This window comes from Bradyrhizobium brasilense, from assembly GCF_029714345.1.
Classification (GTDB): Bacteria; Pseudomonadota; Alphaproteobacteria; order Rhizobiales; family Xanthobacteraceae; genus Bradyrhizobium; species Bradyrhizobium australafricanum.
In genome coordinates this window covers 7,654,947-7,676,561 of sequence record NZ_CP121669.1, presented here as the reverse complement: position 1 = coordinate 7,676,561, position 21,615 = coordinate 7,654,947, and the positions used below count along the sequence as shown (strand labels likewise).

Annotated in this window: 18 protein-coding genes and 2 tRNA genes; 7 read left to right on the top strand and 13 right to left on the bottom strand. The window is 62.1% G+C overall.

Going from position 1 to position 21,615, the window contains the following annotated elements; genetic code table 11:
• The first annotated feature begins 106 nt into the window (after positions 1-106).
• Complete coding sequence (locus tag QA635_RS35400; RefSeq protein WP_283064367.1) at positions 107-376, top strand: hypothetical protein; 270 nt, start codon at positions 107-109, stop codon at positions 374-376.
• A 364-nt stretch (positions 377-740) separates the two neighbouring features.
• On the top strand, positions 741-1,103 hold the full coding sequence (locus QA635_RS35395) for a hypothetical protein (RefSeq protein ID WP_092087479.1): 363 nt from the start codon (positions 741-743) through the stop codon (positions 1,101-1,103).
• Between the two features lie 55 nt (positions 1,104-1,158).
• Here the strand turns inward: QA635_RS35395 and QA635_RS35390 are convergent, their stop codons facing one another.
• From QA635_RS35390 to QA635_RS35365, 6 genes are all read right to left on the bottom strand, one after another.
• A complete protein-coding gene (locus QA635_RS35390) occupies positions 1,159-1,971 on the bottom strand; it encodes an aminoglycoside phosphotransferase family protein (RefSeq protein WP_283064364.1) in 813 nt (270 codons plus the stop codon).
• 167 nt (positions 1,972-2,138) lie between these two features.
• Positions 2,139-2,948 carry a phosphotransferase gene (locus QA635_RS35385; protein ID WP_283064362.1) on the bottom strand — a complete coding sequence of 270 codons (810 nt, stop codon included), beginning with the start codon at positions 2,946-2,948 and terminating at the stop codon, positions 2,139-2,141.
• Between the two features lie 178 nt (positions 2,949-3,126).
• Complete coding sequence (locus QA635_RS35380; protein ID WP_141340036.1) at positions 3,127-4,146, bottom strand: OmpA family protein; 1,020 nt, start codon at positions 4,144-4,146, stop codon at positions 3,127-3,129.
• A 447-nt stretch (positions 4,147-4,593) separates the two neighbouring features.
• Entirely contained in the window at positions 4,594-5,001 is a 408-nt protein-coding gene (locus QA635_RS35375) for a hypothetical protein (RefSeq protein ID WP_229189157.1), read from the bottom strand.
• 449 nt (positions 5,002-5,450) lie between these two features.
• A complete protein-coding gene (rpoH, locus tag QA635_RS35370; RefSeq protein ID WP_024581019.1) occupies positions 5,451-6,347 on the bottom strand; it encodes an RNA polymerase sigma factor RpoH in 897 nt (298 codons plus the stop codon).
• Positions 6,348-6,563: 216 nt separating this feature from the next.
• A complete protein-coding gene (locus tag QA635_RS35365; RefSeq protein ID WP_283064358.1) occupies positions 6,564-7,583 on the bottom strand; it encodes an RluA family pseudouridine synthase in 1,020 nt (339 codons plus the stop codon).
• A gap of 21 nt (positions 7,584-7,604) precedes the next feature.
• Between QA635_RS35365 and QA635_RS35360 the strand changes: the two genes are divergently transcribed.
• The 3 genes from QA635_RS35360 (at position 7,605) to QA635_RS35350 (ending at position 10,512) form a co-directional block, all read left to right on the top strand.
• Positions 7,605-7,940 (top strand): hypothetical protein, encoded by a 336-nt coding sequence (locus QA635_RS35360; RefSeq protein WP_028333161.1) that lies wholly within the window; start codon positions 7,605-7,607, stop codon positions 7,938-7,940.
• A gap of 126 nt (positions 7,941-8,066) precedes the next feature.
• Positions 8,067-8,714, top strand: a complete 648-nt coding sequence (locus tag QA635_RS35355; RefSeq protein ID WP_283064357.1) for a QcrA and Rieske domain-containing protein — start codon at positions 8,067-8,069, stop codon at positions 8,712-8,714.
• A 67-nt stretch (positions 8,715-8,781) separates the two neighbouring features.
• On the top strand, positions 8,782-10,512 hold the full coding sequence (locus tag QA635_RS35350; RefSeq protein WP_225159733.1) for a methanol/ethanol family PQQ-dependent dehydrogenase: 1,731 nt from the start codon (positions 8,782-8,784) through the stop codon (positions 10,510-10,512).
• Between the two features lie 179 nt (positions 10,513-10,691).
• Here the strand turns inward: QA635_RS35350 and QA635_RS35345 are convergent, their stop codons facing one another.
• The 3 genes from QA635_RS35345 to QA635_RS35335 are packed head-to-tail and all read right to left on the bottom strand — an operon-like array spanning position 10,692 to position 13,788.
• Positions 10,692-10,964 (bottom strand): hypothetical protein, encoded by a 273-nt coding sequence (locus QA635_RS35345; RefSeq protein WP_283064354.1) that lies wholly within the window; start codon positions 10,962-10,964, stop codon positions 10,692-10,694.
• A gap of 54 nt (positions 10,965-11,018) precedes the next feature.
• Positions 11,019-13,334 carry a xanthine dehydrogenase family protein molybdopterin-binding subunit gene (locus tag QA635_RS35340; protein ID WP_283064353.1) on the bottom strand — a complete coding sequence of 772 codons (2,316 nt, stop codon included), beginning with the start codon at positions 13,332-13,334 and terminating at the stop codon, positions 11,019-11,021.
• 1 nt (position 13,335) lies between these two features.
• On the bottom strand, positions 13,336-13,788 hold the full coding sequence (locus QA635_RS35335) for a (2Fe-2S)-binding protein (RefSeq protein WP_028333166.1): 453 nt from the start codon (positions 13,786-13,788) through the stop codon (positions 13,336-13,338).
• A gap of 580 nt (positions 13,789-14,368) precedes the next feature.
• Here QA635_RS35335 and QA635_RS35330 point away from each other — a divergent pair.
• Together QA635_RS35330 and QA635_RS35320 are read left to right on the top strand one after the other, a co-directional pair.
• A tRNA-Glu gene (locus QA635_RS35330) sits at positions 14,369-14,443 on the top strand.
• Between the two features lie 398 nt (positions 14,444-14,841).
• Positions 14,842-14,951, top strand: a tRNA-Met gene (locus tag QA635_RS35320).
• A gap of 392 nt (positions 14,952-15,343) precedes the next feature.
• Here the strand turns inward: QA635_RS35320 and QA635_RS35315 are convergent.
• From QA635_RS35315 to QA635_RS35300, 4 genes are all read right to left on the bottom strand, one after another.
• On the bottom strand, positions 15,344-16,816 hold the full coding sequence (locus QA635_RS35315) for a PepSY domain-containing protein (RefSeq protein WP_283064351.1): 1,473 nt from the start codon (positions 16,814-16,816) through the stop codon (positions 15,344-15,346).
• Positions 16,817-16,829: 13 nt separating this feature from the next.
• A complete protein-coding gene (locus QA635_RS35310; RefSeq protein ID WP_283072018.1) occupies positions 16,830-19,121 on the bottom strand; it encodes a TonB-dependent receptor domain-containing protein in 2,292 nt (763 codons plus the stop codon).
• A gap of 204 nt (positions 19,122-19,325) precedes the next feature.
• Entirely contained in the window at positions 19,326-20,306 is a 981-nt protein-coding gene (locus QA635_RS35305) for a HoxN/HupN/NixA family nickel/cobalt transporter (protein ID WP_283064350.1), read from the bottom strand.
• A 111-nt stretch (positions 20,307-20,417) separates the two neighbouring features.
• Positions 20,418-21,458 carry a GlxA family transcriptional regulator gene (locus tag QA635_RS35300; protein ID WP_283064349.1) on the bottom strand — a complete coding sequence of 347 codons (1,041 nt, stop codon included), beginning with the start codon at positions 21,456-21,458 and terminating at the stop codon, positions 20,418-20,420.
• Positions 21,459-21,615: the final 157 nt, after the last annotated feature.

The window sequence follows — 21,615 nt, the reverse complement described above, 5'->3', positions numbered from 1 at the left end:
CCGGTTCCTCGTTCGATGGTCGATCGAGATGGATGGCGTCGAGTGTCTTGGCAACAGGTCATTTCGCTTCCGCCTGGGATGACGGCCCGTTTTACATTCCAAAAGAATGTCGCATCTGAGCCGCCATTCGCTGCACGGCATCAGTATATTTGCCGTGAGCGAACTGCTGATCCGCTATGTAGAGAGCCGCAAGAACGGCTATCGCCATCAACAGTCCTTTCACGCCGAATCCTCCATCAAGAAAGGTGGCTTCGAAGCTACGCACACTTTGTGCAAGCTGGCATGCCTCAAACAGGCTATGCGCCAGATGACCGATTGGAATCCGCCCATGCTTGATGGCGTTGAATCGGTTTCGTTTTGGAGTGCATTGCAATGACTAATCACAGAACAGCGCTGATGCAGTTCGCAGTGGCCGTCTCGATTGTTGCGAAGCGCCCAACACCCGGCATCTGCTGCTAGAGCACATGCCGGCCGGCACCAAGCTGCGGTTGAGCGAAAATCGGCAAATGCCCGCGGCAATTGCCATTCGGAACTGGTCCTAACCAACAGACGGGCAGGCAAATTGCATGCGCAAAAGTAGTAGCGCGCCGCAGCATTGCGGTTCGTAGTGGATAGAAATTGGGAAAAAGGCGCAATGTAACGTCGTGGGCGGAAGGGCGGCCGCCACAGCCTCCGAAGCGGCGTCAGTCCCAGCTCAATCCGCCTTCCAGCTGGGCGCACCGGACGGGGAGGGAGATCTCATGAAGGCAGCGCTCTTGGCATTATCGCTCGTTGGTCAGCCGCCCGTACAAATTTCAGACAGTGTTCCCAACTTCGACATCAAGTCGCTTTGCGCGGACGTTTCCGTTGACGATAAAGCGTCGGGGCTTCCCCAGGACGCGAGTAAATGCGTGAGTGACGAGGCGGTTGCGCGGCAGCAGCTAAACTCGATCTGGCTAACTGTCCCGGCGGGACCGCGAGAAAGTTGCGAACTCATGGCGGGGTCAGGGCAAGTACAAAGCTATGTCGAACTCCTCATTTGCTTGAAAATGATTGACTGGGACTCGCCATCGACGGTGCCCTCTCAGAGGCCCAAGCAAGGTTCGAAAACGCCAGGCAATTAAGCGCCGTTCGATGAACTGCGACGGAGCGCTGTGAAGCGTGCGGAGAGGTCACCATTCAGTCTCCCGAGCGCAGTGCCGCTTCGATGCGCTGGATCAGCCGCTCCCGCAGCGAAGGCACCGCGTTGCCGAGAACGGCGAAGGTGCGGACGATGGGCAAATACGGCTCGATTGCCGCCGTCAGCTCCGCGAGAGACATGCCGTTGAGCCGAACATATTCGGATTGCGCCGCCGCATTGGTCGCGCGCGGCCGCTCCGGATTGTCGGCGACTTCCGGCCCGAGCTCGGACAGGATCACGTGCAAGAACCCAAGCTCGAGGACGGCGGGCCCGCGCATCGCGCTGACCCAGTCGACCAGCCTTGGGCCTTCCGCTGTCATGATCACGTTACCGGGGCTCAGGTCGGTATGGCAAAGCCCGTCGCCCGGCGGCAAGCGATCGATCAGCGCGAGGATTTCAGTGGCGATGTGCTTCGGGAGCTTGCCGTCGTCGTGCTCCAACTGAGCCTCCATATACTCGCGCATGGAGAGGACCTCCGGCGGCAGGGGCGTCTTGTGAATGGACATGGCAAGAGCCGCGATGATCGCGCCGGCCTGTTCGAACGTCACCGCGCCGGTTCGGGTTAGCTGCAGCAGGGTCGGTCCGTCGAGGCGCTGCAGCACGATGCCGAAGCGCCCGTCCAGGGTCACCTCGCCGAACACCTCCGGCACCGGAGCGCCGGCGGCGTGGACGGCGCGGATCATGCGCACCTCGAACCAGGGCATCCGCCGCGGCAAGCCGGGCTTGAACAGTTTGACGACTTGCCCCGGCGCCCAGGCGTAGGCTTCGGAGTAGGCGCCTTCACCGATCTTTTCCCCCAGCGATCCCTGCATCTTTAGCCTCCGTGTTGCTGTGACCCTCACCCTATGGTCACTCGTCATAGGCGGAGCGAAGCGACGCCGTTGTTCGAACGGCTATGGCCGGGCATGCCGCCTTCGCTGAAGCTTCGGCGGCCGAGCGAGTATGTTGGCCCGGCGCAGCCTTGGCGTAGGCGGGATGATCACCCCGCCGGGCGCAGGGCCGCCTCGACGCGCTGGATCAGCCGCTCCCGCATCTCAGGCATGGCCCCGCCGAGCAGGAGGAAGACGCGGACGATCGGCAAATAGGGCTGCATCGCCGCTATCAGCGCCGCAGGGGCTATGCCGGCCAGCCGCGCATACTCCGCCTGCAGAACCGAATTGACCGTGGCCCGCTCCGGATCGCCGGCGTGTTCCGGGTCAAGCTCGGCAATCAGGACATGGCACTGTGCAATCTCGTAGACGGCGGGCGCACGAGCCGCGCCGAGCCAGTCGATCAGTCTCGGACCCTGCGCCGTCATGATCACGTTGCCGGGGTGAAGATCGGAATGGCACAGCACGTCATCGGGCGAGAGGTGCTCGATCAGCGCGAGGACGCCGGTGGTGATGCGCTCCGGAAGCACGCTGCCGCCGAACCGCAATCGGGCGTCCATCGCCTCGCGCAACGAGAGTGCGTCCGGCGGCGGTCGCGTCTTGTGAACGGCAAGGCAGAGCGTCGCAAGGATTGCGCCCGCTTGCTCACGCGTGATGGCGCCGGTGCGCGTAGCCTGCGTCAGGGTCGGCCCGTCGAACCGCGGCAGCACGATGCCAAAGCGGCCGTCCAGGGTGACTTCGCCGAGCACCTCCGGCGCCGGGCCGCCGGCGGCGAAAACCGCGCGGGTCATTTGCATCTCGTGCCGGACGACCCACTGTGGGATACTTGGCTTGGACAATTTGACGACCTGACCGGGCGCCCAGGCGTGGACATCAGCGAAGACGCCTTCACCGATCTTTTCCCCCAGCGATCCCCGCATGCCCGTTCTCCGCCGTGCAGAGCAAACACCGGCGGCGAGCAAAAAGGAACCCCCTCCGTCGCGGGCCCGCCGGACACCATCGCTGACGGCCTGCGTGACCATCGAGAACGTCGGGTCTTCGAGGTGAACCGGAAGTCCCTCAGTAGCGGCAAGGGTTTGGCGAGTCTCGTCCGAGCCTTCAACTCGGTTCAATCCAATGGGAAGGATTCGAGACGTACATGGTTCCTCGCGTCAAGAATGCGGACAATTCAAGTCCCACACCTAAAAACGGCAAGTCGAGCACAATGACGCCCGAGCCCTTGGCTGCCTCGAATCCTCCGTACAGCGTGTGGAGTGCATTTCTCACGTTTTGAAGCAAGCCGATAGCCGTAAAGGTGTTTCGCGTATTCAGCGCGGGTGCCACGTACCTGCCGTTTTTCAAGCCATCGATGAAGTACTTGCTGTTGTGGATCGATTGTAGTGCCGATTTCGAGATCAGCTTTTCGGTAAATGCGACATTGACGCCCCAGTCATTCAGGGGTTCACGGTGCAACTCATATGGAACGCTGAAACCAAAGCCGATAACGGCAACGGCCCCTCCGCTGCCTCCAAGACCCAGTCCCCACCGGCTGCTGATAATCTGGAGATCAAAGGTCTCCAAATCTCCCAGGTTCACGACGTACGCGGTCGTGCTCTCGATGCCGCCGATCAACAACTGTCCGCCAGACTTGACGCCGAAGCCAAGCCAACGCTTGAAGAACTTGCGTTCCTCCGGATAAAATTGAGGTTTCGGTTGCGGCGGCGGTGGTGGCGGCGGCGGTGGTGGATTTGGCTTATTCCAAACTGAGATGATCACACCACGCCAGGCTTCGTTTTCCACCCCATCCATTTCACCCGCATACTTGGCCGCGCGTTCCCCTTTCGCCACCTCGAGCGCAACTTTGAAATTGTTGGGCACTTGCTTGCGAAGCAGATCAATTACGGCCCGCAGCCTATTCTGCGACAATTCCATGTTGAAATCGTCGCTGCCGGTGCGGCTTGCAAGCCCGATGATTGTAAGGCTTCCTCCGCTCCTCAATTTTGGAGCGACGACACTGATCAGCCAATTGGAATGTTCCGGCTTTATGGCGAACTTGCCGACTTCAAAGTTGAATAACTTCGCCGCAATCGTATCCGGTGCCTGCGATCCGTACTCCTGGATTTTTCCAGGTGATGCCATGTTGACTATCTCCCAACGGAGAGACCGACTGCGGAACGGGTAGAACCCGGATTGAAATATCCGCGTATCAATATCCGCGTATCAATGGGTCGCTTTGGAGTTTATGCCGGTTCATCGTCGCCCTCGGATTCCCGGCGGCTACTTGAAGGTGCCGTCGAAGTCGGTGAAGGCGAAGCCATAGGACACTCCGTGGTTTTCGGCGGAATGAGCGTGCGCGGCTCGGGTTTCATTGCGATGTCGCGGCGAAGCGCGGCAGTGGGCGAGCAGGGCCGCGTACTCCATCAAAATCCAGAACGCCTGCTTTCGGGGACGAAGCGGAAACCCGATCCGAGTTCAGGGATATCGCCTTCTGACCCGAAGCGGTCCTGCACGCGGATGGCGCGTCGTCGCGTGCGCCATCCGCTCCTGCAATCTGTCTCTTGCTATCTCTTGCGAAGAAAGAGAGCCTTAGGCTTTCAGGTCCGTGATCCGCATGATCGCGACCACATTCCCATCGTTGTACGCCTGCTCTTTTGTTTCCTTGTTGCAGGTCCAGACAAAATTCTTCTTGCCCGTAAAGGTCTTTCCGTCCTGTTCAAGCCGAAGCTCCCCCTCAGTGATATGGCAGATCATGGCATTCATCATCGGGGGGCCCATGGTCTTCGATCCCGGCTGCATAATGACATCGCGCATTGAGACCGTCTTAAATCCTGGGATCAGGGATGGTGTGTCGCCTTCATATTCACGCACCACGACACCTGGCCAAGGTGCCGCATCCTTGTAGCCCGTGGCTTGAGCCTTGGCGGGCTTGATCATGGCAGTCGAAACCGCTGCCAACGCGATTCCCAGTGCGGACCTTCGATCGACCTTCCTCATCGCTTTTCTCCCGACGTTACCGAACGAGCGGCCGCAAATGCAGCGCGCAAAGTTCGTGGTGAACGGTGGTGTGAAACCGAAAAAAGAACGGCCTCTAGGAGAGCGTGTGCCTGCCGATAGCACCAGTGCTGCTCGTTTGCCCGGACGGTGATTTCGGCGCGTCCCGCTTCAAGGGCCGTGACATTCTACGCCACCTGACGCATCCGGGGAACAGGGAGCGTTGCACGAAAACACTGCAGCTTGTCGGGAAGGTCCGAAACTGGCCCCTTAGCCGACATGACCGAGTGCGCCTCGCGTGTCCGCACCCGAGGCTGATGCGGACATTCGTCGGCAGGCGGATTGATGGCTACACGCCCCGGATCGAGGTGCGTGCCGAGCACCACTTTGCAAACAACAAAAAAGCCGGCGTTGCCGCCGGCTTTCGTGTCTGTTGGCTCGCTGCTGCGCGATCAGTGCGCGGCTTCGAGTGCGGCTTCCTGCCGGGCAATCGTGCCCTTGACGGCCGACTGCACCTTCTCGAACGCGCGGACCTCGATCTGCCGCACGCGCTCGCGCGACACGCCGAACTCGGCGGCGAGATCCTCCAGCGTCATCGGCTCATCCGCCAGACGCCGCGCCTCGAAGATGCGGCGTTCGCGCGGGTTGAGCACGCCGATCGCACCGTTCAGGGCCTGACGGCGATGATCGAACTCCTCGCTCTCGGCCATCAGGGCTTCGGCGTTGGGCGAGTTGTCGACCAGCCAGTCCTGCCATTCGCCGGCTTCGCCGTCGTCGCGGATCGGGGCGTTGAGCGACGCGTCACCGCCGAGGCGGCGGTTCATGTCGATCACGTCCTGATCGGTCACGCCGAGGCGCTTGGCAATCAGCTTGACCTGGTCGGGGTGGAGATCACCCTCTTCCAGGGCGGAGATCTTGCTCTTCGCCTTGCGCAGGTTGAAGAAGAGCTTCTTCTGGTTCGCGGTGGTGCCCATCTTCACGAGCGACCAGGAACGCAGAATGTACTCTTGTATTGACGCCTTGATCCACCACATGGCGTAAGTGGCGAGACGGAAGCCCTTCTCGGGCTCGAATCGCTTCACCGCCTGCATCAGGCCGACATTGCCTTCCGAGACGACCTCGGAAATCGGCAAGCCGTAGCCGCGATAGCCCATGGCGATCTTGGCCACGAGCCTGAGATGGCTGGTGACGAGCTTATGCGCCGCGTCGCGATCGTCATGCTCGCGCCAACGCTTGGCGAGCATGTACTCCTGCTGGGGTTCCAGCATCGGGAACTTGCGGATCTCGGCGAGGTATCGAGAGAGGCCGGATTCTCCATTGAGGACCGGCAACGTAGCTGTACGGGCCATTTGAGCGCCCTCCAGTGGTTCAGGCCCCCGATAGCGGCGGGCCCGGCAGGTGGCCGCTGGGTTAAAGCCGGCCATGCTGCGATGTTCCGCGCTGGATATTCAGCGCAGGTGCAACATACACCAAACTGTCCGTGATAGGGAAGGATTGCTGACGTCACGTCCCCGTGTGGCAGGTATAACCTGTTGTCATAACGCGGCTTTTCCGGAAGGGGTGCGTCATACCGCCGCTTCCAGCGCCCGTTGCAGAAGAAGCAAATCCTCCGGCAAAGGCGCCTCCCAGTGCAAAAGTTCTCCGGTCCGGGGGTGCTCCAATGCCAGCAGATAGGCGTGCAGGGCCTGCCGGCCCAGCGCAGTGAGTGTGTCCTTACCTTCCGCGCCGAGCTGCCCGGCCTTGGTCTTGAAGTGGGCACCGTAAACGCTGTCGCCGAGCAGGGGATGGCCGAGATGGGCGAGGTGCACCCGGATCTGATGGGTCCGCCCGGTCTCGAGCCGGCACGCCAGCAGCGAGGCGACCGGCTTGCCGTCGCGGCCGGCGAAGCTCGAGAGCACTTCGAAATGCGTGATCGCCTCGCGGCCGCCCTGGCGCACCGCCATCTTCTCGCGGGCATGCGGGTGGCGGTCGATCGGCGCGTCGATCGTGCCGTGGGGCCGGTTCGGCACGCCCCAGACGAGCGCCATGTAGCCGCGCTCCATCGGGCCGGTGCGGCCATGGTCGGCGAACTGCGCGGTCAGCGACTGGTGGGCGTGGTCGTTCTTGGCGACCACCATCAGCCCCGTGGTGTCCTTGTCGAGGCGGTGCACGATGCCCGGCCGCTTGACCCCGCCGATGCCCGACAGGCTCGAGCCGCAATGCGCGATCAGCGCGTTGACCAGCGTCCCCGTGGCGTGGCCGGCGGCGGGATGCACGACGAGGCCCCTCGGCTTGTCGATGACGATGATGTCGTCGTCCTCGAACACGATATCGAGCGCGATGTCCTCGCCCTGCGGCTCGGCGGGCGCGGCCTCCGGCACGTCGATTATGATCGTATCGCCCTTGGCGACATGATAAGCGGGGTCGCGGACGACGGCGTCCTTGACAGTCACGGAACCGGCGAGGATCAGCGCCTTCAGCCGGGACCGCGACAGCTCGGGACTGCGCTGCGCGAGCACGCGGTCGAGCCGGGCCGAGCCCTCGTCGCCGGCGACGACGACCTCCAGCTTCCGACCGCCATTCGAAGAGACTTGTTGCGAAGACACTTGCAAAGATAGAGCCTTGTGATGACCGACACTGCTGTGACCGAACCGACCCCCGACCAGGCCGCGCTGATCGCGCGGGTGCGGCGCATGATGCTGATCGCGGGCCTGACCTCGGCACTGGCCGTGGCCGTCGTACTGATTGCCATCGGCTACCGCCTTTATCGCAGCGAGGGAAGCCCCGTTTCCGTTTCCGACGTCACTGCTGCGCTGCCGAAAGGCGCGCGCATCGTCGCCACCGGTGTCGCCGGCGAACGATTGGTCCTCACGCTTGACGTGGGCGGTGCAACAGAGATTCGCACATTTGATGCAAAGACGCTGAAACCTGTCGGCAGGCTGAGCTTCGTCAACGAACCCTGATCGCAGCAATCGCGAAGCCGCGCGGTCGATCAACCGAAAGCTGCAGCGTATTTTTTGCGCATGCGTTCGCGCATCGAGAAGGTGTGCCGCCATCTTTTCGGCCGAGTTGCACGTTCAGCTTGCGCCATGCCGCGATCCAACCCGAGCGCTTCCATCGAACAGTCTGGTGAGTCCGATCTGTCGGGCTCGTGCGCCGACCCGACGCGCCGCGCGGTGTTGACCGCGCTCGCGAGCTGCGCCTGTCTCGCCGCGATCGAGCCCGCGGCCGCCGATGATGACGAACAGCCCGGTGCCAACGAGCGGCCGCAAAAAGCCGATCGGCTCGTGCGCGCCGAGGGCGACAAGGCGGGCCAGGTCATCAAGTCGGAAGATCTGACCTTGGGCGGCCCGCCCATTCGCGCCTGGCCGCAGGACCCGAACACCTCGGTCGTTCGCAAGGGCTCGCGGCTGAACGAGGTCGTGCTGGTCAAGCTCGATCCGAGCGAACTCGACGATGCCACGCGCGCCCGCGCCCCTGACGGCATCGTCTGCTACTCGGTCGTCTGCACGCATGCCGGATGTCCGATCACTGCCTGGTTGAAGGAAGAGCAGGGCGACAAGAACGTTCTGAAATGCCTCTGTCACAACTCCGAATACGATCCGCGGCAGAATGCGCAGGTCGTGTTCGGGCCGGCGCCACGTCGCCTCGCGGCATTGCCGCTGACGGTTGCCGACGGCGCGATCACGGTCGCAGCGCCATTCGTCGGAAAGGTGGGTGCTCAGCAGGGAGGATGAGGCCACATCGGGATTTCTGCATGACCTAAACTGAAAAAATCAAAACAGAGCAGGGAGGTAGCATCTCATGACAAGCAAGCAGTGGTTACTGTCGAGTTGTGTCGCATTCACGTGCCTCATTTCGACCTATGCCGTCGCAGGGCCGATCGAAAACTACAGTTCGGTGACCTCGGCGCGGCTCGAAAATCCCGAACCCGGCAACTGGATGCTGTATCGCCGGACCTATGACGGACAGGGGTATAGTCCGCTCAACCAGATCAACACCTCCAACGTCAAAGGCCTCAAGCCGGTCTGGACTTTCTCGACCGGCGTCATCGAGGGCCACGAGGCGCCGCCGATCGTCAACAACGGCGTGATGTTCGCCGCGACCCCGATGGGCCAGGTGATCGCGCTCAACGCCAAGACCGGCGAGGAGTATTGGCGCTACAAGCGGCAGCTTCCCGACGATCTGTTCCAGCTGCATCCGACCAGCCGTGGCGTCGGCCTGTGGCAGGACAAGGTCTACTTCGCCACCACCGACGATCATGTCGTCGCGCTCGATGCCAAGACCGGCAAGGTGGTCTGGGACACCAAGGTCCAGGACTACAAGAAAGGTCAATACCTGACGCTGATGCCGCTGGTGGTCGACGGCAAGGTGATCGTCGGCGGCTCGGGCGGCGAGTTCGGCGTGCGCGGCTATGTCGTCGCCTACGATGCCGAGAGCGGCAAGGAGCTCTGGCGCACCTTCACCATCCCCGGCGAGGGCGAGCCCGGGCATGAGACCTGGAGCGGCGACGACTGGAAGTCGGGCGGCGGATCGGCCTGGATGACCGGCACCTACGACAAGGACAACAAGACGATCCTCTGGGGCGTCGGCAACGCTGCGCCCTGGCCGGGCTCGGCTCACGCCGGGGACAACCTCTACACCAGCTCGGTGATCGGTCTCGATCCCGAGACGGGCAAGATCAAGAAGCACTTCCAGTATCACCAGAACGATTCCTGGGACTGGGACGAGGTCGATGCGCCGATGCTGGTCGACCTGCAGCGTGACGGACGGTCGTTCAAGAGCCTGATCCACCCGGGACGCGACGCCATCTTCTGGGTGCTCGAGAACAAGCCCGACAAGATCAACTACGTGTCCGGCTGGCCGTTCGTGAAGACCAACGTCTGGAAAGGCATCGAGGCCGAGACCGGCCGGCCGATCGTCGATCCCGAGCACAAGCCGGTGATCGGCAAGCGGGTCGAGTTCTGTCCGTCGCTGTGGGGCGGCAAGGATTGGCCGTCGGCGGCGTACAGCCAGAGCACCAAGCTCGTCTACGTTCCCGCCAACGAGAACTTCTGCGGCGGCTTCACGGGCGAGAAGCAGCCGCTGGTACCCGGCCAGCTCTGGCTCGGCACCAAGCCGGAGGACATCGGACTGACGCCGGCACCGAACGCCGACCATTTCGGCGAGTTGCAGGCGTGGGATCCGGCCACCGGCAAGAAGGTCTGGCAGCACGACTTCAAGACCTCGCAGCTGTTCGGCTCGGTGACGGCGACCGCGGGCGATCTGGTTCTCGCCGGCGGCACCAACGACCGGATGTTCCGCATCTTCAACGCCAAGACCGGCGAGCTGTTGTGGGAGCAGAAGACCAACTCCGGCATCATGGCGATGCCGATGTCCTATGAGGTCGACGGAACGCAATACATCGCGGTCCAGTCGGGTTGGGGCGTCGACGCGCAACGCATCCAGGATGCACTGGCCGGCAAGGTCAAGGGCTTCGAGAACAACGTCCCGCAAGGCGGCGTGATCTGGGTGTTCGCGCTCGACAAGAAGTAAGCCACGTGATCTGAGCTTCGGTCCTGATTGAATCAGGACCGAAGCGCCGGCTTGTTATGACGCGTTTTCTTCAAGCGTAACGGTGTTGGTTTCGCTCGAAAGCGCTTCTCACCGATAGGGGGCGATGCGATCGGGAAGCGGCGGATGGGGAGACCGCCGCTTCCCGGTCCGCGCTTGCTTTATTTGCCCTTGGTATCGACCTTCCGCTTCTCGTCGTCGTTCATCTGCTTGATCGTGGGATCGCGGCTGGCCTCGCCAGTGGTCTGGCCGGTGGTCGCTGGCGGCCCGCTGCTCGGAACCGAGCTCTGGTCGGGCAGCACCCGCGCCGGACGGGGCGCCGTCGCGCTTGGCGGCGAGGCGGTCTGGGCAAGTGCCGTCTGTGTCGCAAAAAGCAAGACGCCCGCGGACAGGGTTGCCGCGAGCGTCCCGAATGTTTGAGGTGGGGTTCTCATCGATCTGCTCCCGTTGATCGATGAGAACGACCTATCTCGCCTGACGTTCCAGCCTCACGTCTCCAGCTGCTTGCCGATCGGAAGGGCGCGGATGCGCTTTCCGGTTGCGGCAAAGATCGCGTTGATCAAGGCCGGCGCAAACGGCGGCACGCCGGGCTCGCCGACGCCGCTCGGCGGGGTGTCCGCGCCGGGCGGCACGATGTAGACGTTGGTGATCACAGGTGACTCGTCCATCCGGATCACCGGGAAGTCGTCGAAATTGCCCTGCTGCACCTTGCCGTCCTTGAAGCTGATCTCGCCGTATTTGGCGAGACTGAGCCCCATGATCGCAGCGCCTTCGATCTGCGAGTGGATTCGTTCCGGATTGACGTAAGTGCCGCAATCGATCGCGGTGTCGACCCGCGGCACCGAGAACTTGCCCTTGTCGTCGACCGCCACCTCGACGATGGTCGCGATGTAGCTGACGAAGGAGCGATGCACCGCGATGCCGAGGCCGTGGCCCTTCGGCACCTTGCGACCCCACTCGCCCTTCTCGGCGACCAGCTCGACCACCTTGCGCAAGCGCGCGGTGTCGATCGGGTAGCTGTCATAGGGCTCGCCGTAGTTCCAGGGATCCTTCACCGAGGACAGGTTGACGATCCGCGGGCTTCCGATCAGCTCCAGCAGCATCTCCTTCTGGTCGCGGCCCGTCGCATGCGCGATTTCCCCGACCATGGATTGCACCGCGAAGGCGCGCGGGATGTTGGAGACCGAGCGGAACCAGCCGATCCGCGTGAACGCGGCGGCTTCCGGATTCTCGCACTGCAGATTGGCGATCTCGAACGGGTTGTCGATCAGGCCCATGCCGAGCTCGAACGGCGCCTCGTGATTGGCGCCGGCGGCGAAGGTCGAGGCGATGGTCGGCGCCACGCTGCGGTGCCGCCACGCAATCACCTTGCCGCTCTTGTCGAGACCGGCCTCGATCCGTTCCACCGAGACGGTGTGCAGGAAGTCGTGATGCACATCGTCCTCACGCGTCCACTGCACCTTGACCGGCGCGCCGAGCTCCTTCGACAGCAATGCCGCCTCGAGCGCGAAGTCGCATTTCGACTTGCGGCCGAAGCCGCCGCCGAGCAGCGTCACGTTGACGGTGACATTGTCCTCGGGAATCCCGAGCGTCTTGGCGACGTCCTCGCGGGTGCCGCCGGGGCTCTGCACCGGCGCCCAGATCGTGGCCTTGTCGCCCTTGACGTCGGCAACCGCGACCGGCGGCTCCATGCTGACATGGGCGAGATGCGGGAGATAATATTCGCCCGTGATCACCTTGTCGGCGCTCTTCAGCGCCGCATCGGCATCGCCTTCCTTGCGCACCACGAGGCCGGGCTTGCGCGCGGCTTCCTCGAGCGAGGCACGATAGGTGACGGAGTCGTATTTGGCGTTGGCGCCGTCGTCCCAGACGATCTTCAGCGCGTCGCGGCCCTTGATCGCAGCACCCGTGTTGCGCGCGATCACGGCCACGCCGCCGAGCGGTTGGAACTTGGACGGCCAGGGCCAGCCCTTGACCTCCATCACCTTCTCGACGCCCGGCACCTTCTTGGCCGCGCTGTCGTCGAACGACTTGAGCTTGCCGCCGGTGACCGGCGGACGCGCGATCACGGCGTATTTCAGGCCGGGCAGGCGGACATCGGCGCCGTAATGCGCCTTGCCGGTGGTGATGTCGTGCAGGTCGACGATCGAGACCTGGCCCTTGCCGAGATAGCGGAAGTCCTTGGGGTCCTTCAGCTTGAGGCCCTCGACGCTCGGCACCGACTCCTTCGCGGCGTCGGCCGCGAGTTCGCCGAAGCCGGCCTTGCGGCCGCTCGCGCTATGCACCACCTCGTGGTTCTGCGCCTTCACCTCGGTCACCGGCACGCCCCATTTCTTGGCGGCGGCGGCTTCCAGCATCGAGCGCGCCGAGGCGCCGATCTGGCGCATCGGGATCAGATAGTGCCGCGTGCTGCGCGAGCCGTCGGTGTCCTGGTTGCCGAACTTGACCTCGTCGCCATGCGCCTGCTGGACATGGACGCGCGACCAGTCGGCTTCCATCTCCTCGGCGACGATCAAGGGCAGGCTGGTGCGCACGCCGGTGCCCATCTCGGAGCGGTGCGCCAGGATGGTGACGATGCCGTCGGGGGCGATCGCGACGAACACGCGCGGATCGACCACGACGCCATGCGGCATCTTGCCGGCGCCGGTTTCATAGGCGAACGCCTGGCGCGTCATCACCGGCGCGGCGAGCACGAACGAGCCGGCGATGCCGAGCCCCTTGAGGATGCTGCGGCGCGAAACGTTCTCGACCTTCACGTGCTTCTCGAAGCCGCGAAGCTTGCTGGGGTTGGTGCGGATATTCATGTCACACCCCCGTCGATGCGAGATGGACGGCATTCTCGATCCGCTGGTAGCAGCCGCAGCGGCAGATATTGCCCGCCATGGCTTCGCGGATCTGGTCGTGGCTGGGCTTCGGGTTCTGGTCCAGCAGCGCCGCGGCCTGCATGATCTGGCCGGCCTGGCAGTAGCCGCACTGCGGCACGTTGACCTGGCGCCAGGCCTTCTGCACCGGATGGTCGCCGGTCGGATGCAGCCCCTCGATGGTGGTGACCTCGCGGCCGACGACGTCGGACACCGAGGTGATGCAGGCGCGAACCGCCTCCTTGTCGACGATCACGGTGCAGGCGCCGCACAGCGCCTGGCCGCAGCCGAACTTGGTGCCCGTGAGGCCTGCTTCGTCACGGAGATACCAGAGCAGCGAAAGATCCGGGTCGCCGTCCCAATTCTGTTCCTGGCCGTTGATTTTTAGTTTGATCATGGTCTGTCCTCGCTCTGCCTAAGCTATTGACCTGTGCGGCGCGAGGTGTGGAACGTCTTCCATGGCCTGCGACCGCGCTGATGTTTGTTGTGCCAAGATATTCGTGAGCCAAATCTGCCGTGCGCCAAGGCCGTCAAGCGCTTGCGCTTTGTTCCAAGCACTCCTCTCGCTTGTCCGGCGCCGTGCGGGGCGCAGCATGGTGAAGGGCTGCGATGTTAGCAGAGACGGACGCCGGGTGACTTCACAGCCAAGTGTTTGCATTGCCATTTGGCGAAAGCAGGGCCGTGCACGATCAAGACATGACATCTCAAGGTGGCCATCATGCAATCGCGCGGGCGGTGCCACTGTCGCGTGCAGGTGCGACGCACTCGGGCAAGCCACGCGCGGCATCTCGCCCGGCCCCGTCTTCCCGGGTGCGCGATTGCAGAGGGCATCGCGCGGCGATGAACCCGGAATCCAGCGCTATGGCGCCGGATGCCCCCGGGGGGCGTTCGTAAAGCATGCGTGACAAAATCCCCGCCGCAATGCACAAGGCATCTTGCGGCCGCCGGATTTCAAGGCTATTGCCTTGCCTCTCAACGCTCCCTTCGTCTAGCGGTTAGGACGCGGCCCTCTCAAGGCTGAAACAGGGGTTCGATTCCCCTAGGGAGCGCCATAAATCTCAATGACTTAGATCCGATTGAGAGAAGTCGTCGAATATCCGTTGAATAAGCAATGGCGAACGTTGGCGAACTCCGCCAGGCTAATCAGTAAGCCCAATTGTTGCTTATTCTCGCTTTCATCTCCGTCTAGAGTTCGCTGCCACCGACGCGCTGACTGACCGACCCGCCCGCGCAGTAAGTCGCGCACGCGCGGATGCGTTCTTTACGATTCGAACGGCAGTGAAAGCCACAACAATATGCAATTCGTCTCCAGGTCCGTGGACCTAGAATCGCAGCAAAAAGCTTCCGCATCTTCGGCGGAGCAACCGAGCTCGGCTCGAAAGTAAGACGGCCCACGACGGCGATCGCGAATATCTCTCTATCAGGCTCAACGATCCGAGTTTTCCGGTGCCGCTAGGTCGAGCGGGACAGCGGATGCACCTTGATCTGGTCACGCCGCATCAGCGCTTCGTCAGGCTCATAACCTGGAGGTCATAGGTTCAAATCCTATCCCCGCAACCAAGCTTCAAGCCCTTGAGAACACATCGTTCTCAAGGGCTTTTTGCTGTCCTCGGTTTGGCTGGAATCTTTGCTTGTGGAAGCGCCGTGGAAGCGGCAGGAAGTAAGTCGCAGCGTGAAGTCGGCGAACTTGGCGTGCGATGTAATGACTCAATTGTGATCAGAGGCTGCGAGCACCGTGGCGGCGGCGCGCGGTTTTTCTCGCTCCAATGGCTCCGGCACGAAGGCTAATATCCGGCGGACCGCGCGCTTTTAAAATCTAAAAGACTCATAGCAGCACCTTCCAATTGGGTGCAACATTCCAAGAACTCCGACCTGGGTTTGCTGTCGTCCTATCAAGGCTGAAACAGGGGTTCGATTCCCCTAGGAAGCGCCAGCCACGCTTTTTTGCTGGTTCACAGCGTGGATCGCTGTCCCCAGTCTGGTTCGGGCCGCAACCTCCCCCGTCGCCAACTTGCGCGCAGGCGCCGCCAGCCAATGACAATGCCAGTGAGGGAAAAGAACAAGCCAAGCGTACAGAGTGCGACGATGAGCACATCACGCATGTGCGGGTGTGCCAACAGGACTGGAATGTCTAACGTATGCAAGGCGCTGTAAAGCCAACGATAGGCCCGACGCGACGGATCTAGCCTCTGTAGTACGTTTCCGTCGGCACTATCGAGGTCGATCCAGAGATTTCCGCACTTGATGCGGTAGACCGGCGTACCTCGGAACGCGGACCGCGTGGGATAGTCGTCGTTGTCAGCAACAACGGACGGTGCTTCACAGTCGGCTGCAATGCGGGCCGCAAATTCCCGGACTTCGCCTGGACTGAGGACCCCTGCCTTCCGATCGGCGGAGTCGCCTGTCCCGAATAGGACTTGTCTGTCGAGCGCGATTCGGTCACGTCGATAGACGCTGCCGTTGAAGGCAAACCATTCGGCTTCAACGGCGGACGGTGACAGTGGCTCACGGTCATGCGACGTGGCTGTTGTCCAGTCCGGCACAGTACCTGCCGCGCGGGCCTCGGCCGCGGTCAACTGTCCTCGCGAAAACAGCCTACCATGATCCATGGAAAGCCAGCCGCTGAAGACCCAGGTCAGCACGAACACCGCCGTTAGCAGGCCGATGACATGATGCAGGGCATGCCAGCCACGGTAAGGTGTGTTGACTTGGCTGTCCCGGACCTTGATTCGTGTGATCCCGAGCACCGTACCAAGCACGGCGGCGATCAGCGCCAGCAGTGAAAGAGCCCAGACTACGCGATCCCAAAGCGCCCAGTTGCTCCTGAGGATCGCCGGGTAGATCCAGTGCAGCACGCTGCCGACGAGGTTCCACGCCCGCTCGCGCCTAGTGGTGTGGAGCACGACCTCGCCGGTCACGGACGAGACGTAGATTTCGGTTGCGGCGATCTCACCGAGCGCAATACGAAACAGCGGGCGGTGACGATCGAACCCGTTCGGCACGCTCCATTGATCGTAATCCGCGATCCCGGAGACGGAGGCGCGCGAAACATCCAGACCACGCCGGCTGGCGTGGTCCCTGGCCGTCGCGAGCGCGACATCCGGCGAGATCACCGCAGCATCGGCACCATCGGACGCGCGAACCGTCCGCAACCGCGACGTATCGGACACGATATAGGCCGGACCGTCGCTGCGCTGGATCAGACGAACGCGTGTCGCGTCAGTGATCCCGCTGGCCTCAACAGCGCGGGCCGGGCCAAACGTCACGCGCGCAAGATCGATGGGCGCAAGGCCCGCAAATCGCTCCGCTTCCGAGAGTGACGGAAACGGAACGAAGTGCATGACGATGCCGGTCGCAAACCACATCGCGAACAGCAGGCAGAACGCGATGCCCAGCCAGCGATGCAGAATGACGACTATACCCATGGCGCTTCAAGTCTCACCATTTGAACGCGGCCGACACCTCGTAGGTGCGGGGCGCGCCGAGCAGGATCTGGTCGGGATAAAACGGATCGCCCCAGATCGCGTAGCGCTTGTCGGCGATGTTGCGCACGCGGAATGTCAGCCGGGTCTGATCAACAGCCGCGAACACCGATTTCGGGATGTCCACGAAGGCATAGAGATCGGCCACCGTGTAGGCGTTCATGGTCACAGTGTTCGCATCCGTGTTGTAGCGGTCGCCGACGTGGCGGCCGACCGCGCCGAGCTCAACCGGCCACGGTGTGAAGAACTGATAGGCCGCGCCAGCATTGGCGACGATGCGCGGCACGTTCGGCGGCGTATTGCCGGAGAACGAGCCACCGGCAAAATTATAGTCGGCATAGCGCGCATCGACGTAGGCGATGTTGCCCCACAATCGCAACGCATCGGTGACGCGCACGGCGCCGGCGAGCTCGACGCCCTTCGACTCCTGCCGCCCGGCGATGTTGAGCTGCTGGCCTCCGGCGGCCGCATAGACGTTCTTGCGCTCGATGTCGTAGACGGAGAGCGACCACTCCGCCCGGTTGTCCCAGAACAGGTGTTTTACGCCCGTCTCATAGGTGCGCGAGGTCGTGAGATCGAGCGGCTGGGTGGGGCCGAGCAGGAAGCTGTTGTTGGCGGCGACATCGGCAGCGGTCGCATACTGACTGAAGAAGGTCAGGCCGGGAACGGCTTCCCAAGTGTAGCCGATGCGACACGTCACCGGCGTCCAGGACTTTGAGAACGGAAAGTTCGCCTTCACCACGCCGTTGACGTCGGTCGAGTTGCGGTCGAGCCCGATATGTTCCATGCGGAGCCCGCCGACCAGCGCAAATGTCCGCGTGATCTTCAGGCGGTCCTCGAACGACAAGGACTCGTTGTCGATCTTCGCGGTCTGCTGCTGCGTCGTCAGCAATCCGTAGTAGCCACGCGCGGGATCGACCAGCGTGACGGAATCGCCCGGAAAATTGGCCGCACCCGGCCGGACGAAATCGAGATTGCTCGCTGCAAGCGTCGTCACCAGGCGGTTGTCCATGCCGGCGATATTGGCGTCCCACGCCAGGTCGGTGATGTTCCCGACCAGCCTCTGGCTGTGCGCCACGTAGAAGCGTTCCCGATTGACGAGGTTCGTACCGGCGTTGAACGCCTCGACCTCATTGTTGAACCATTCGCGCTCGGCACCGTAACCATAGGCCTGGCTCTTCAAGGTCAGATCAGGCGCGAGCTTCAGCTCAAAACCGCCACGCAGCCAGACCTCCTTGGCGACATTGCGATTGTCCAGCACGTTGTAATTGGTGTTGAAGGTGCGGTCATCGATGGTGACAGCGCCGAGATTCGTGCCGTTATAGTTGGAGACGTAGTTGCCCGAGACTATGCCGGCGGTGGCGTGCGAACCCGCGAAGGCCACAGGGACCAGCGGCGCGCCCCAATAGGCTTTTGAGCGATCGTCGCGATATTCGATCGCACCCCAGATCTTGAGATTGTCGGTGACGCGGTAGTTGAGCTGGCCAGACACATCGAGCGTCTTCGTATTGGTGTCGTCGGCAAATCCGTTGAGCGAGGAGCGGCTGATGTCGAAGCGATAGTCGAGCCCCCCGACATTCGTGCTGCCGCCCGAGCCGTAATAGCTGCGGAACGAATTGAGGGAGTCGTAGGCGAAGAACGCCTCGTTCCGGATCGGTCCGGTGTGCGGCTGCTTAGTCACGAAATTGATCGCACCGCCGCTGGCGCCCTCGCCTGAGATCAGTGACGCCGGGCCTTTGAGAAACTCCACCGCCTCGAGATTGGCCGTGTCCATGATGCGCGACGTCATGTTCTGCGGCCCGATCTTGATGCCGTTGTAGAGCGTGTTGATCTGGCTGTTTGTGAACCCGCGCATAGAGAAAGCAGAGGGTTCGGCCGGGTTATCGCCCGCGGTGACGCCGACCGCGCCTTGCGCGACGTCGGAGACGGTCCGATAGCCCTGCTGGCGTATTGTTTCAGCTGAAATCACTTCGACGGTTGCCGGTGTTTCGCGGACGGTGAGACCGAGGCGCGAGGCGCTCTCGGCGACAGCATTGGTGTTAAGCGGCGTCTGGGCGGTCGCGATCGGTGCGGCCGACTGCTGCGCGACTGGCGCCGAGGTCGGTCTGGATGCGGAGGTGCGGCGCGTTCCCCGTTCGTCGCGCACAGCAGGCTGGGCCTGCTTGCGGGATCGAGGTGCGGCGGGGGACACCTCGACCGGCGGCAATTTGGCGGATTTGTCTTCTGTTTGGGATGCCGTCTGACCAATGGCCGGGGAGGCACTCCCAAAAGAAAGTGTTGCAATCAGAATGGCGCCAAAGCGGCGGCACCTGGTCGTGCTCGACAGACGTGCGACATAGTGGCCGAAATTGTACTCGATGTTCGACAAGGTGTCCCCCAAGCTCTCAGACGTAGATTTGCGGTGTATCGCGACCAGTCGCCCAGCAATGCGCGGGTGTTGCGAATGCGATTGTCATGACGGTGCCTGATTGGCAGGCAGCTCGTCATAGCGCCCGAAGTGATAGAGGAGCGCAGAGCAAATCCAGCTCGCGACAAAAATCGCGACGACGATGTAGCCGAGATCGTCCATATGAGAATTCAGGCTACGGACGACGCTCCAAACGCCATCGTTCAACCCAAGCCTGTCGCGCACCAAACCGAGCACTTCGAGGCCACCAATGAAGATGGCGACGACGACAGACACGGTCGTTAATGTCAGATTGTACCAAAGCTTACGGACAGGCTTGACGAAAGCCCATCCATAGGCGCTCGTCATCAATGCGCTGTCGGCAGTGTCCATCAAAGTCATACCCGCCGCGAAGAGCAGCGGAAATAGCAGGATCGTCCAGAACGACGTTCCCTGTGCCGCCTGAGTGGCAGATATCCCGAACAGGCCAATCTCGGTTGCGGTGTCAAAGCCGAGACCGAACATGAATCCAACTGGGAACATGTGCCACGATCTTGTGACGATATTGAACAGCGGCCGGAACAGACGGCTCAGCGGACCTTGCGTCGACAGGAGTGGCTCAAATTGATCGCTCGTGAGGTGTTCGCCGCGGTTTACGCGCACGAATGCGGACCAAACGGATTTTAGAATGAAGTAGTTGGCCAGCCCAATCGCCAACAGAAAGAATGCTGAGATGAGGGTGCGGATAAGGTTGAAGTCTCCGAGCGCGCTGATGTCCATCGATATGGCGGTCCCGGAGATCGCAATCGACGCCAGCAGGACGATGCTCGAATGGCCAAGTGCGAAGTAGAATCCCACGAGTGTCGATGGCTTTTGCTCCTGCATTAGTTTCCGCACCACGTTATCTATCGCCGCGATGTGGTCGGGGTCGAACGCATGACGCAGCCCGAAGACGTAAGCCAGCAGCGCCGTCCCGAGCAGTCCGGGGCGGTCGCTAAGTGCCTGCAACGTCCAGATCCAGATGGCGACGTTGGCAGCGATCAACATAGTGAACGTGACCAGGAGTCTCGCCCCTCGCTGGGGCCACCGATAGTTCGCCATCACTATTCCACCGTCGTCTGACATATTGCTGGCTTAGTCAGGCCTTCAATCCATCCATTAGGAGTGAGCCATGGCGCACCCGACGCTGTTTCGGTATTCCGCGGGAGGAGCCTGGAAGGCGCGAATGAACGCGCGGCGCATGTTTGCGGGGCTGCCAAACCCGACGCGATGCGCAATCTGTTGGATGGGTAGCGGTGTCGTCTCCAGCAGGATGCGGGCGGCCTCGACCCGAATATTTTCGACAAAGCGTGCCGGGGTCGTCATCATCTCTTCCATAAAAGCGCGACTGAAATTTCTCGGGCTCATCGCGGCACGCTTGGCAAGCGCTTCGACCGAGAGATCGGCGGTGAGGTTGTCCAGCGCCCAGTCCATAACTTGGCTGATCTGGGTGTTTCGGATCGATTGTGCTTTGAGGAATTCGCTGATCTGGGGCAGAGTGCCCGGCCTCCTCAAGAAAACGACGAGCATTCTTGCGACCTCCAGAAACGTCGCTTGGCCGCAGTCGTTCTCGATCAGGTAAAGACAAAGGTCGATCCCGGCCATTCCGCCGACGGCGGTGTAGTAGGCGCCATCGCGAACAAAAAGCCGGTCCGATTCCACGCGCACTTGCGGAAACATCGTCGAGAACTGCTGCGTATGTTCATGATGTGTCGCAACGCGGCGCCCATCTAGGAGGCCGGCCGATGCCAGGACGAATGTTCCGGCGCAGGTTGCGCAGATCCGGCGCACGGACGGCGCATATCGGGTTAGCCAGTCGATCAATAGCGGAAAGTCGTTTCCGGATTGCGGAAGGCTCTGAGTACCTGCGACCAGTATGGTGTCGTAGGCGATATCCAGGTCGGGTGAGATAATCTTGTCCGGTAGCATGCGGATGCCGGACGAGCCCACGATTGGCCCCGGCGCCGCGCCAATGAGATCTACCTTGTAGCGAACTGACGTCGTTTTCGACTTGCTGGCTTCGTTGAAGGCATCGCTTGGACCCATGAAATCGATGGCGTTGGATCCGTTGATGACCACGATTCCAACTCGCAGGGTCGGGATGTTAGCCTCATTGTCGTCGTGAGACGAATGAGAAGACTGGGGGTCGGCGATCGCCATCGATAGATGCCTCGACGTTCGATGATCCGAGGTCATTTGCAGACGCACGGATCCACTCCCGGAGTCAGCGTCATTGCCGTACTTCGGAATCACCAGTCGTCGAAATGACTGTTCGATGGCAGGAAATGTAAGCTATCCGTCACGATGCAGCGGCCAA